Raw genomic sequence first — 13,919 nt, forward strand, 5'->3', positions numbered from 1 at the left:
ACCAACGTTTACGTGCGGTTTTACGCGTTCAAACTTTTCTTTTGCCATCTTAAAAAATTCCTATAAAGAAATTAACGCCTGACCCACTATTGGGCCAGACAAGCTAAATCATATAACAGCGCGAGCTGCAATTATTGCATCTGCAACGTTTTTAGCGGCTTCTGCATACTTCAAAAACTCCATAGAGTAAGATGCACGGCCTTGTGTTGCAGATCGCAGATCAGTTGCATAACCAAACATTTCAGAAAGTGGTACTTGCGCATTAATTTGCTTAAGACCACCGAATGCTTCTTCCATGCCTTCGATCATGCCGCGGCGACGGTTTAAGTCACCAACTACATCACCCATGTTTTCTTCAGGAGTGATAACTTCAACCTTCATTACTGGTTCTAGAAGAGCTGGGTTTGCTTCAAGCGCACCTTTCTTCATCGCCATTGAACCTGCAATCTTAAATGCCATTTCATTCGAGTCTACATCATGGAATGAACCATCATATAGAGTCGCTTTAACGCCAAGTAATGGGTAGCCAGCAAGCACACCTTGAGACATTTGCTCTTGGATGCCTTTGTCTACCGCAGGGATGTATTCTTTAGGAACAGCACCACCAACGATTTCGTTAACGAACTCGTAAGTTGGCGCTTCATCATCCGAAATATCCATCGGTTCAAGTTTAAGCCAGACGTGACCATATTGACCACGACCACCTGATTGACGTACGAACTTCCCTTCAACTTCAACAGCTGAACGGATTGCTTCACGGTATGCTACCTGCGGCTTACCAACGTTACATTCAACACTGAATTCACGTTTCATACGGTCGACAATGATATCAAGGTGAAGTTCACCCATGCCAGAAATAATAGTCTGGCCTGATTCTTCGTCAGTTTGTACTCTGAAAGATGGATCTTCTGCCGCTAGTTTACCTAACGCGATACCCATCTTATCTTGGTCAGCTACTGTGCGAGGCTCAACCGCAACAGAGATAACTGGCTCTGGGAACTCCATACGCTCAAGCGTAATAATTGAGTTCGGATCACACAGTGTCTCACCTGTTGTTACGTCTTTAAGACCAATAGCCGCTGCGATGTCGCCTGCGTAGACTACTTTGATCTCTTCACGTGAGTTTGAATGCATCTGAACGATACGACCAAGTCGCTCACGCTTACTTTTAACTGGATTATATACCGCATCACCCTGTTTAACAGTACCAGAGTAAACACGGAAGAAGGTCAAGGTGCCAACGAACGGGTCTGTCGCAATCTTAAAAGCAAGTGCGGCAAACGGTGCGTTGTCATCAGCAGGACGTTCTTCCTCAGTACCATCTTCAACGATACCTTGGATTTGTTTCACTTGTGTTGGCGCAGGCATATATTCGATAACAGCATCAAGCACAGCTTGAACACCCTTATTCTTAAATGCACTACCACACGTCATTGGAACAATTTCGTTTGCTAATGTGCGCTGACGTAAAGCTGCTTTAATTTCAGCTTCGGTCAGGTCTTCACCTTCTAGATATTTGTCCATTAGTTCTTCTGATGCTTCAGCAGCGCTCTCAACCATGTGAGAACGCCATTCTTCTGCAAGCTCCAGAAGCTCTGCCGGAATGTCCTCATAAGTGAAAGTCATGCCTTGATCTTCGGCATTCCAGTTAATGGCTTTCATCTTAATAAGGTCAATAACACCTTTAAAGTCGTCTTCAGCACCAATTGGTAGCTGAATTGGAACAGGCGTTGCTCCAAGACGAGATTTCACCTGGTCCACAACTGTTAAGAAGTCAGCGCCAGTGCGATCCATTTTGTTTACGAAGATCATGCGAGGAACTTCGTATTTGTTCGCTTGACGCCAAACTGTCTCAGTTTGCGGCTGTACACCAGATGAAGCACAAAGAACAACTACCGCACCATCTAGTACGCGTAAAGAACGCTCTACTTCGATAGTGAAATCTACGTGTCCTGGCGTATCAATGATATTGATGCGATGGTCGTCAAATTGAGCGTCCATCCCTTTCCAGAAACACGTTGTTGCAGCAGAAGTGATTGTGATACCACGCTCTTGTTCCTGCTCCATCCAATCCATAGTTGCAGCACCATCATGTACTTCACCGATCTTATGAGAAAGACCCGTGTAGAACAGAACACGTTCTGTTGTAGTGGTTTTACCTGCATCTACGTGAGCGCAAATACCGATATTGCGATAGCGCTCAAGTGGAGTTGTACGTGCCATATGATCCTCTTAAAGGTTAAGGGCAGATTACCAACGGTAATGAGCGAATGCTTTATTCGCTTCAGCCATACGGTGAACGTCTTCACGTTTCTTAACCGCAGTGCCTTTGTTGTCAGCAGCGTCAACGATTTCTTGAGCTAAACGTAAGCCCATAGATTTTTCGCCACGCTTACGTGCAGCGTCTACTAACCAACGCATACCTAATGCGTTGCGACGTACTGGACGTACTTCAACTGGTACTTGGTACGTTGAACCACCAACACGGCGAGATTTAACCTCTACCTGTGGGCGAACGTTTTCAAGTGCAGCTTCAAAGATTTCAAGGTGCGACTTGCCTGATTTCTCAGCAGCCACGTCTAACGCACCATAAACGATTTTTTCAGCAGTAGATTTCTTGCCGTCTAACATTACTACGTTAACGAATTTAGCAAGAAGTTCCGATCCGAACTTAGGATCTGGAAGAATTTTACGTTGACCTATTACGCGTCTTCTAGGCATTTTGTATCTCCGGTATCTTCAGGTTTGCTCTTTTAGAGTCAATACCCAAAACAATTAATTTAAAAATTTAGTGCTTGGCCTTACTAACGGAGAACCATTAGCCCTTAGGGCGTTTAGCACCGTATTTAGAACGAGCTTGACGACGGTCGCTAACGCCTGCACAGTCAAGTGCACCACGTACAGTGTGGAAACGCACACCTGGTAAATCTTTAACACGACCACCACGGATTAGGATTACACTGTGCTCTTGTAAGTTGTGGCCTTCACCACCAATGTAAGATGTTACTTCGAAACCGTTAGTTAAACGAACACGCGCTACTTTACGTAATGCAGAGTTTGGTTTCTTAGGTGTAGTTGTATATACACGAGTACATACACCACGCTTTTGCGGACAAGCTTTAAGTGCAGCTGAGTTACTTTTAGTAACTTTGCTACGACGTGGCTTACGCACTAGCTGGTTAATAGTTGCCATTTAAATAGCTCCTGAAATTAAAATTACTACTGAAAAAATAAAAAATCCGCCCTGTTTACATGCTCGTTACAAAACGTGCAGGCAAATGGGTGGCGGAATTTTAATGAGCAAAGTTTAACCTGTCAACCTTAACTCATCGTAAGGCAGAAGATAACTGCCTTACGATTTCTTAATCTATTGATTAAGTTGAGATTATTGGTTTCCAGAGATATCTGCGTTTAGTGCGTCAGTTAGTGCTTGAGTTGCCTCTTCAGCGCTTACTGTTTGCTCTTCAACGATTTCACCTTGCTTGCGACGGTTTAAACGGTCTTGGTGATACGCAAAGCCTGTACCAGCTGGGATCAGACGACCCACGATTACGTTTTCTTTCAGACCACGAAGCTCATCGCTCTTACCATTTACAGCGGCTTCAGTTAGGACACGAGTTGTCTCCTGGAACGATGCTGCAGAAATGAAAGATTCTGTTGCAAGTGACGCTTTAGTGATACCCATTAACTGGATTTCAAACTTCGCTGGGATCTTGCCTTGTTTCTCAAGTTCACGGTTAGAAATATTAACGCGTGCTACTTCAACTTGTTCACCGGCTAAGAACTCAGTGTCACCGCCGTCAAGGATGATACATTTACGTAGCATCTGACGAATAATTGTCTCAATGTGCTTGTCATTGATCTTAACGCCTTGCAAGCGGTAAACCTCTTGCACTTCGTTAACGATGTAGTTAGCTACATGAGTTACACCACGTAGGCGTAAGATGTCATGTGGTGACTCAGGACCATCGGCGATAACCTCACCTTTAGACACTTGCTCACCTTCGAACACGTTAAGTTGACGCCATTTAGGGATCATCTCTTCGTATGCGTCACCCTCAGCTGGAGTGATTACAAGACGCTTCTTACCTTTTGTTTCTTTACCGAAGCTGATAGTACCTGTGATTTCTGCAAGGATTGCAGGATCTTTCGGCTTACGTGCTTCGAATAAGTCAGCTACGCGAGGTAGACCACCCGTGATATCACGAGTCTTCGAACCTTCTTGCGGAATACGTGCAAGTACGTCACCTGGGTTTGCAGTTGCGCCGTCTGTTACTTCAATCGTTGTGAATGAAGGAAGACGTGTTTCTTGCAGACCACGCTCATCGCTTTCGATGATTAGTTTAGGTTCTTTCGCATTCGCTTTACCTAAGTCTTTAACAACCACACGTGTTAAACCAGTTAACTCGTCTGTTTGTGCTTCGGTATTTGAGTCATCAATGTCGCTGAACGAGATTTTTGACTTGTGCTCAAGAACGATTGGGTGACTATGCGGGTCCCAAGTAGCAACGATGTCGTTACCTTGAACTTCTGCATTATCTTGTACTGCTAACACCGCACCGTAAGGTACTTTATAACGCTCTTTCTCACGACCAAAGCTATCGATGATAGTGATCTCTGTTGAACGAGACGTGATAACAATCTTACCGTCTGTGTTTAATACGTACTTCGCATTGTGTAACTTCAATGTACCGTTAGTTTTAACTTGTACACTGTTTTCAGCAGACGCTCGAGATGCCGCACCACCGATGTGGAAGGTACGCATCGTAAGCTGTGTACCCGGCTCACCGATTGATTGTGCCGCGATAACACCTACTGACTCACCTGGATTGATGATGTGGCCACGCGCAAGGTCACGACCGTAACACTTAGCACATACACCAAAGTCATTATCACAAGTGATTACTGAACGAACGCGTACTTCATCCACTGAGTGCTCTTCTAAAAGGTCACACAGTTTTTCGTCAAGCATGATGTTACGCTTAACAAGTACTTCGTTAGTATTTGGAATTAATACATCTTCAGCAACAACACGACCTAGTACACGCTCACGAAGTGCTTCTACAACGTCACCACCTTCGATAAGCGGTTTCATTGTTAAGCCATCTTCTGTGCCACAGTCGTCTTCGTTGATTACTAAGTCTTGTGCAACGTCTACTAGACGACGCGTTAAGTAACCCGAGTTTGCTGTTTTAAGTGCTGTATCGGCAAGACCTTTACGCGCACCGTGCGTTGAGATGAAGTACTGTAGTACGTTTAGACCTTCACGGAAGTTCGCCGTGATTGGTGTCTCGATGATTGAACCATCTGGACGTGCCATTAGACCACGCATACCCGCTAACTGACGGATCTGAGCGGCGCTACCACGTGCACCTGAGTCTGCCATCATAAACACTGAGTTAAATGAAGATTGCTCTTCTTCTTCGCCTTTAGCGTTGATTACAGTGTCTTTTGATAAGTTCGCCATCATCTCACGTGATAAGTTTTCATTTACACGTGACCAGATATCGATAACTTTGTTGTACTTTTCACCAGCCGTTACAAGACCTGATTGGAATTGTTGGTTGATTTCAGTTACTTCAGCTTCCGCTGATTCAATGATTTCTGCTTTAACCGGTGGGATAACTAAGTCATCAATACCGATTGAAACACCTGACTTCATCGCGTAGTGGAAACCTGTGTACATTACTTGGTCAGCAAAGATAACGGTATCTTTAAGACCTAGACGACGGTAACACTCGTTTAATAAGCCAGAAATTTGTTTCTTACCTAGGGCTTGGTTGATTAACTCAAACGGCATGCCTTTAGGTAGAATTAGTGAAAGAATTGCACGACCTACTGTTGTTTCAACAATAGATACTTGCTCAACTGCTTCACCTTCTTCATTGTTAACTGTTTCGCTAATACGTACTTTCACGCGCGCATGTAGCTCAGCATTACCACTGCGGTATGCTTTTTCAGCTTCTTTAGGATCTTTAAATACAGTACCTTCGCCTTTCGCATTGATGCGATCACGAGTCATGTAGTAAAGACCTAATACAACGTCCTGTGAAGGAACGATGATTGGCTCACCATTCGCTGGAGATAGGATGTTGTTTGTAGACATCATTAGAGCACGTGCTTCTAACTGTGCTTCAAGCGTTAACGGTACGTGTACCGCCATTTGGTCACCATCGAAGTCAGCGTTGTACGCCGCACAAACTAATGGGTGTAAATGGATCGCTTTACCTTCGATAAGCACAGGTTCGAACGCTTGGATACCCAAACGGTGAAGTGTTGGTGCACGGTTAAGTAATACTGGATGTTCACGAATTACTTCGTCTAATACATCCCATACTTCTGCCACTTCACGCTCAACCATCTTCTTAGCTGCTTTGATAGTCGTAGCCATGCCGCGACGCTCTAGTTTGCCGTAGATAAATGGTTTGAATAGCTCAAGTGCCATCTTCTTAGGAAGACCACACTGGTGTAGTTTAAGCGTAGGACCTACTGTGATTACAGAACGGCCAGAGTAATCTACACGTTTACCAAGTAAGTTCTGACGGAAACGACCTTGCTTACCTTTGATCATATCAGCAAGCGATTTAAGAGGACGTTTGTTAGAACCTGTGATCGCACGACCGCGACGACCGTTATCAAGTAGCGCATCTACCGCTTCTTGTAACATACGTTTTTCGTTGCGTACGATAATGTCTGGTGCTGCTAGATCTAATAGACGCTTAAGACGGTTATTACGGTTAATAACACGACGGTAAAGGTCATTCAGATCAGAAGTCGCAAAACGACCACCGTCTAGTGGTACTAATGGACGTAGATCAGGCGGAAGTACTGGAAGTACTGTCATGATCATCCACTCAGGGTTGTTACCTGATTGGTGGAAAGATTCCATTAATTTAAGACGTTTAGTGATCTTCTTACGCTTAGTTTCAGAGTTAATTGTAGGTAACTCTTCACGCATTTCAGCAATTAATTGGCCAAGATCAAGTTCACGAAGCAAGTCTAATACTGCTTCTGCACCCATCTTCGCTTCAAACTCATCACCGTGCTCTTCTAGTGCATCTAGGTACTCTTCTTCACCTAAAAGCTGACCACGCTCAAGCGTTGTCATACCAGGCTCAGTTACTACGAATGATTCGAAGTAAAGTACGCGCTCGATGTCACGAAGTGTCATGTCTAGCATTAAGCCGATACGTGACGGTAATGATTTTAAGAACCAAATGTGCGCAACTGGGCTCGCAAGCTCAATGTGACCCATACGGTCACGACGCACTTTAGTAAGCGTTACTTCAACGCCACACTTTTCACAAATAACACCACGGTGCTTAAGGCGCTTATATTTACCACATAAACACTCATAATCTTTCACTGGGCCGAAAATACGGGCACAGAATAAGCCGTCGCGCTCAGGCTTGAAAGTACGGTAGTTGATTGTCTCAGGTTTCTTTACTTCACCGTATGACCATGAACGAACCATATCTGGCGAAGCAAGACCAATGCGAATTGCATCGAATTCTTCGGTCTTATTTTGTTGCTTCAGAAACTTAAGTAAGTCTTTCACCTTAGCTCTCCTGTCGGAGGTTAATCTTGAGGGCGAACCAATCGCCCCTACATTCTATTCGGCCTAACAGGTGCGGCTTACGCCGCACCTAAATGGCTTAATTTTCTTCCAACTCGATGTTGATACCCAGTGAGCGGATTTCTTTCAACAATACGTTGAACGATTCTGGCATACCTGGTTCCATCTTATGGTTACCATCTACGATGTTCTTATACATCTTAGTACGACCGTTCACGTCATCCGATTTCACTGTTAGCATTTCTTGTAGAGTATATGCAGCACCGTAAGCTTCTAGTGCCCACACCTCCATCTCACCGAAACGCTGGCCACCGAACTGAGCTTTACCACCCAGCGGCTGCTGAGTAACAAGGCTGTAAGAACCAGTTGAACGTGCGTGCATCTTGTCATCAACCAAGTGGTTAAGTTTCAGCATGTACATGTAACCAACAGTTACTTGACGTTCGAACTGATCGCCAGTACGGCCATCATAAAGTGTAACTTGACCGCTTCTTGGATAACCACCAAGCTCTAGTAAGTCTTTGATTTCGCTTTCACGAGCACCATCAAAGGCTGGAGTTGCGATCGGTAAACCACCTTTCAAGTTATCAGCTAAGCGACGAACTTCATCATCAGAGAACGAGTCGATATCAACTTTCTGACGACAATCACCTAATTCGTAAACTTTCTTAACGAAGCTACGGATTTCGTGCAGTTCACGCTGCTCTTTCATCATTTCTTCTAAGCGCTCACCCACACCACGTGCAGCAAGACCCATGTGTGTTTCTAGGATCTGACCGATGTTCATACGTGATGGTACACCTAGCGGGTTCAGAACGATGTCTACCGTACGACCTTTGTCATCGTATGGCATATCTTCTACTGGTACGATAGTCGAGATAACACCTTTGTTACCGTGACGACCCGCCATCTTATCACCCGGTTGGATACGACGTTTAACAGCTAGGTATACTTTAACAATCTTAAGTACGCCTGGTGCTAAGTCATCACCTTGAGTGATCTTACGACGTTTGTTTTCAAACTTCTTATCGTATTCAGCTTTAAGCTCATCGTACTGGGCAGCTAGTTGCTCAAGTTCAGCTTGCTTATCTTCTTCAGCAAGGCTTTGAGTAAGCAGCTTTTCAGCATTTAGTGATGCAATCGAATCTGCGTTCAGACCTGCGTCAACAAGTAACTTACGAGCACGGTCTAATACACCTGCTTCTAAGATACGGAACTCCTCGTTGAAGTCTTTCTTCGCTTCGCGAAGCTGCATGTCTTCAACTTCTAACGCACGCTTATCTTTTTCAACACCATCACGGGTGAAAACTTGTACGTCGATTACAGTACCAGTTACAGAGTTTGGTACGCGTAAAGAGCTGTCTTTAACGTCTGACGCTTTCTCACCGAAGATAGCACGTAGTAGCTTTTCTTCTGGTGTTAATTGCGTTTCGCCTTTCGGAGTCACCTTACCTACTAGGATATCGCCGCCTTTAACTTCAGCACCGATATAAACAACGCCTGATTCATCAAGCTTGCCTAGTGCAGACTCACCTACGTTAGGGATATCTGCTGTGATCTCTTCAGGACCTAATTTAGTATCACGTGCGATACATTGTAGTTCTTGAATGTGGATAGTCGTTAGACGATCTTCTTGAACTACACGCTCTGATAATAGGATTGAATCCTCGAAGTTATAACCGTTCCATGGCATGAATGCCACGCGAAGGTTTTGACCAAGTGCTAAGTCACCTAAGTCAGTCGAAGGACCATCTGCTAATACGTCACCACGTGTTACCGGCTCACCAACCATACAAGTTGGTTTTTGGTTAATACATGTATTTTGGTTTGAGCGAGTGTATTTAGTAAGGTTGTAAATATCGATGCCCGCTTCACCTGGAATACGCTCATCTTCATGTACATTTACAACGATGCGGCTTGCATCCGCATACATTACTTCACCACCACGCTTAGCAACGATAGTTACACCAGAATCTTTCGCTAGTGTAAGCTCGATACCTGTACCTACCAGCGGTTTGTCCGCGATAAGTGTTGGTACGGCTTGACGTTGCATGTTTGAACCCATCAATGCACGGTTAGCATCATCGTGTTCAAGGAACGGGATAAGTGCTGCCGCTACAGAGATCACCTGTTGTGGTGATACGTCCATATATTGCTGATCCATTTTGCCCATAAAGGTTGATTCACCTTTGTGACGACATGGAATTAGTTCATCAACAAACTCATTGTTTTCGTTCAAGTTTGAGTTCGCCTGAGCGATAACAAACTGACCTTCTTCAATGGCTGATAAGTAATCTACTTCATCAGTAACTACACCGTTTACCACTTTACGGTAAGGTGTTTCTAAGAAACCATAGTCATTCGTACGTGCGTACGTAGACAATGAGTTAATTAGACCGATGTTTGGACCCTCAGGCGTTTCGATTGGACATACACGACCATAGTGAGTTACGTGAACGTCTCGAACCTCGAAGCCAGCGCGTTCACGTGTTAAACCACCCGGGCCTAATGCAGAAATACGACGCTTGTGCGTTACTTCTGAAAGCGGGTTATTTTGGTCCATGAACTGTGATAACTGAGATGAACCAAAGAACTCTTTAACCGCAGCCGAAATAGGCTTAGCGTTAATAAGATCTTGTGGCATTACAGCGTCAAGGTCACCTAAGCTTAAACGCTCACGTACAGCACGCTCAACACGTACTAGACCAACGCGGAATTGGTTCTCAGCCATTTCGCCAACACTACGGATACGACGGTTGCCTAAGTGGTCGATATCATCAACATCGCCAACACCGTTACGAATAGCGATAAGCACTTTCATAACAGCTACGATGTCTTCTTTCGATAATGTGCCAGGGCCAGTATCTGAGTCATAACCTACACGGCTATTGAACTTCATACGACCAACTGTTGATAAATCGTAACGCTCGTCAGAGAAGAACAAGTTATCAAATAAGGCTTCAGCCGCGTCTTTCGTCGGTGGCTCGCCTGGGCGCATCATGCGATAAATTTCTACTAATGCTTCTAAACGGTTGCTTGTTGTGTCGATACGTAATGTATCTGACATGTAGGCGCCGCTGTCCACTTCGTTGATATATAGTGTATCAATCTTAGTGTGGCCTGCTTTAACCAATTCAGCCATTAGCTCAAGTGATAGCTCGTCATTCGCGTTTGCGATGATCTCACCAGTTGACTCATCAACATAGTTTCTAGCTACAACACGACCAATGATGTACTCATGCGGTACTTCTAATTGGTTAATACCTTTTTTCTCGATGTTCTTGATGTGACGCGCAGTAATACGACGACCCGCTTCAACAAGGACTTCACCGTCTTCGCCTTTGATATCAAAAGCGGCAGTTTCACCACGTAAGCGTGAAGGAACAAGTTCCATAAGAACTTTACCGTCAGCAACTTCAAACGCAGTTGTATCGAAGAATATCTCTAGGATTTCATCCGTTGAGTACTCAAGTGCACGTAGGATGATTGACGCCGGTAATTTACGACGACGGTCAATACGTACATAAAGGTTATCTTTTGCATCAAACTCGAAGTCTAACCATGAACCACGGTAAGGAATTACACGCGCGTTATAAAGTACTTTACCTGACGAGTGAGTTTTACCGCGGTCGTTATCAAAGAATACACCAGGGCTACGGTGTAGCTGAGAAACGATAACACGCTCTGTACCATTGATAACAAAGGTACCGGTATCAGTCATGAGCGGAATTTCGCCCATGTAAACTTCTTGCTCTTTAATGTCTTTAACTGTGCCTGGTGCTTCTTTGTCCATCACCACAAGACGCAATTTTACGCGAAGTGGAGCAGAATAAGTCACACCGCGAATTTGACATTCTTTTACATCGAATACTGGCTCACCAATACGATAACTTACGTATTGAAGCTCAGAATTTCCCGAGTAGCTTTTGATAGGAAACACAGAACGGAAAGCAGCTTCCAAACCGTGATCGCCATCAGCGTCAGGGACTAAGAATTTTTTAAACGATTCTAACTGCGTCGACAGTAAGAAAGGTATATCCAAAACTTGTGGACGTTTACCAAAATCCTTACGGATACGTTTCTTTTCAGAATAAGAGTAAGCCATGGGGTTCCTCAGCTTGCTGATCTTTGACCCGACCTGTTCTTGTAAGAACAGACTTAACTGGCATCTAAGCCAAGATGTACAACATTAAATTGTTGTTCTATTTTGCTCTGACACTTTCAACACCAAACTAGGTAACAACTTGAAAGTAAAGAGAAAATTAGATTTTATTTGCGTTACAGGATTGCATCGCTCTATAGCGCAAAAAGGCCGGTGATTAAATAATCACCAGCCCTTGCCTGATTACTCAGGCAGCGAACCTAGCGTAAGCTAGATTACTTAACCTCAACTTCAGCACCAGCTTCAGTAAGGTCTTTTGCAAGTGCTTCAGCTTCTTCTTTAGATACACCTTCTTTGATAGGTGCAGGAGCAGCTTCAACAAGTGCTTTAGCTTCTTTAAGGCCAAGACCAGTAGCACCACGTACAGCTTTGATAGCTGCAACCTTGTTAGCGCCAGCGCCAGTAAGGATTACGTCGAACTCAGTCTTTTCTTCAGCTGCTTCAGCAGCAGGACCAGCAACAACAGCAGCAGCTGCAGTTACGCCGAATTTTTCTTCCATTGCTTCAACTAGAGCAACAACGTCCATTACTGACATTTCAGCAATAGCATCAAGGATTTGGTCTTTAGTTACAGACATTACAAATTTCCTAATTATTACGGACTAAATATAGCCCAAAAAAAATATTACACCGAAAGTGAACAAAAAAACAGCTTAAAATTAAGCAGCTTGCTCTTCTTTCTGTACACGTACTGCTTCAATTGTTTTACACAATTTACCTGCAGACGCTTCTTTCATAGCGCTCATTAAGCGTGCAACAGCTTCGTCGTAAGTAGGTAGAGTTGCTAGCATAGCTGCGTCTACTACGTTACCTTCAAATGCAGCCGTCTTAACTTCGAATTTCTCGTTCTTCTTCGCGAAATCTTTGAAGATACGCGCAGCAGCACCTGGGTGCTCTGAAGAGAAAGCGATTAAGCTTGGACCTACAAGTGAGTCAGAAAGGCACTCAAAATCTGTACCTTCAACAGCACGTTTAGCTAAAGTGTTACGAACAACTTTCATCCATACACCAGCTTCACGAGCTTCTTTACGAAGGGCAGTGATAGCACCAACTGTTACACCACGAGAATCTGCAACAACTGCAGAAAGAGCACCAGTGGCTGCTTCGTTGACTTCAGCAACAATTGCTTTTTTGCCTTGAAGATTTAAAGCCATGGGTGTTACTCCTGGTTTAATGGGTTGCCGAAATTGGCTTCCCTGTTCTACTCTTCCCCATCAAAGATGGAGATGCTTTTTACGGCGAGAGCCAGAAGATTAGGAAAAATCTATCTGGGGATTCACACCGTCTACGTAGGTAAAATATTAAGGCCGAAGCCGCCTACGGTCTTGGACGGAAGCCCAATTTATCGTTTTTACCCGAAGGCATTACGAAATTATGGACTTCAACCCGAATTCTTTACTTGTTTCGAAATTAACTTTCTCAACAAAATGGCGCAAAATTATAGTTCAAATTTCGCGCCATGTAAACTCTTAATTAAGCAACAACTGTGCTTAGAGAGTTTTGGTCAACAGCAACACCTGCGCCCATTGTTGTAGAGATAGTTACTTTCTTCACGTAAGTACCTTTTGCTTGAGAAGGTTTAGCCTTCTTAAGCGCAACAATAAGAGCTTCAAGGTTTTGTTGAAGTTGCTCAGCAGTGAAATCAACCTTACCGATAGTAGTATGGATGATACCGTTCTTGTCGTTACGGTAACGAACTTGACCTGCTTTCGCGTTTTTAACTGCTTCTGCAACGTTAGGAGTTACAGTACCAGTTTTAGGGTTTGGCATTAGACCACGTGGACCTAAGATTTGACCTAGTTGACCAACAACACGCATAGCGTCTGGAGATGCAACAACAACGTCAAAGTTCATCTCGCCTTTCTTAACTTGTTCAGCAAGATCTTCCATGCCCACTAATTCAGCACCAGCTTCTTTCGCAGCATCTGCGTTAGCGCCTTGTGTGAATACAGCAACACGAACTTCACGACCAGTACCGTTAGGTAGTACAGTTGCACCACGAACGTTTTGGTCAGATTTACGAGCATCGATACCAAGGTTAACAGCAACGTCAACACTTTCTACGAATTTAGCTGTCGCTAACTCTTTTAAAAGAGCAACTGCTTCGTTGATTTCGTAATCTTTAGTTACATCCACTTTTTCGCGGATTGTACGCATACGTTTAGTTAATTTTGCCATTAT

8 protein-coding genes are annotated in these 13,919 nt (G+C 44.1%); all 8 read right to left on the minus strand.

What is annotated here, in order from left to right; all coding sequences use genetic code 11:
• Window positions 1-108: 108 nt before the first annotated feature.
• The 8 genes from fusA to rplA all read right to left on the minus strand — a co-directional run bounded on the left by fusA (window position 109) and on the right by rplA (window position 13,916).
• A complete protein-coding gene (gene fusA, locus AN213_RS19525; RefSeq protein WP_054563999.1) occupies window positions 109-2,223 on the minus strand; it encodes an elongation factor G in 2,115 nt (704 codons plus the stop codon).
• 27 nt (window positions 2,224-2,250) lie between these two features.
• The gene (rpsG, locus tag AN213_RS19530) at window positions 2,251-2,721 is read right to left on the minus strand and encodes a 30S ribosomal protein S7 (RefSeq protein WP_054554834.1); all 471 of its coding nucleotides are present in this window, start codon (window positions 2,719-2,721) and stop codon (window positions 2,251-2,253) included.
• A gap of 97 nt (window positions 2,722-2,818) precedes the next feature.
• The gene (gene rpsL, locus AN213_RS19535; RefSeq protein ID WP_002958885.1) at window positions 2,819-3,193 is read right to left on the minus strand and encodes a 30S ribosomal protein S12; all 375 of its coding nucleotides are present in this window, start codon (window positions 3,191-3,193) and stop codon (window positions 2,819-2,821) included.
• A gap of 192 nt (window positions 3,194-3,385) precedes the next feature.
• The gene (gene rpoC / locus AN213_RS19540; protein ID WP_054564000.1) at window positions 3,386-7,558 is read right to left on the minus strand and encodes a DNA-directed RNA polymerase subunit beta'; all 4,173 of its coding nucleotides are present in this window, start codon (window positions 7,556-7,558) and stop codon (window positions 3,386-3,388) included.
• 97 nt (window positions 7,559-7,655) lie between these two features.
• The gene (gene rpoB / locus AN213_RS19545; RefSeq protein WP_055022150.1) at window positions 7,656-11,681 is read right to left on the minus strand and encodes a DNA-directed RNA polymerase subunit beta; all 4,026 of its coding nucleotides are present in this window, start codon (window positions 11,679-11,681) and stop codon (window positions 7,656-7,658) included.
• A gap of 272 nt (window positions 11,682-11,953) precedes the next feature.
• The gene (gene rplL, locus AN213_RS19550; protein ID WP_054554830.1) at window positions 11,954-12,316 is read right to left on the minus strand and encodes a 50S ribosomal protein L7/L12; all 363 of its coding nucleotides are present in this window, start codon (window positions 12,314-12,316) and stop codon (window positions 11,954-11,956) included.
• Window positions 12,317-12,397: 81 nt separating this feature from the next.
• Window positions 12,398-12,892: a 50S ribosomal protein L10 gene (rplJ, locus tag AN213_RS19555; RefSeq protein WP_054554829.1), complete on the minus strand. Its 495-nt coding sequence runs from the start codon at window positions 12,890-12,892 to the stop codon at window positions 12,398-12,400.
• Window positions 12,893-13,211: 319 nt separating this feature from the next.
• A complete protein-coding gene (gene rplA / locus AN213_RS19560; RefSeq protein ID WP_054564002.1) occupies window positions 13,212-13,916 on the minus strand; it encodes a 50S ribosomal protein L1 in 705 nt (234 codons plus the stop codon).
• Window positions 13,917-13,919: the final 3 nt, after the last annotated feature.

This window comes from Pseudoalteromonas sp. P1-8 (assembly GCF_001399985.1).
GTDB lineage: Bacteria > Pseudomonadota > Gammaproteobacteria > Enterobacterales > Alteromonadaceae > Pseudoalteromonas.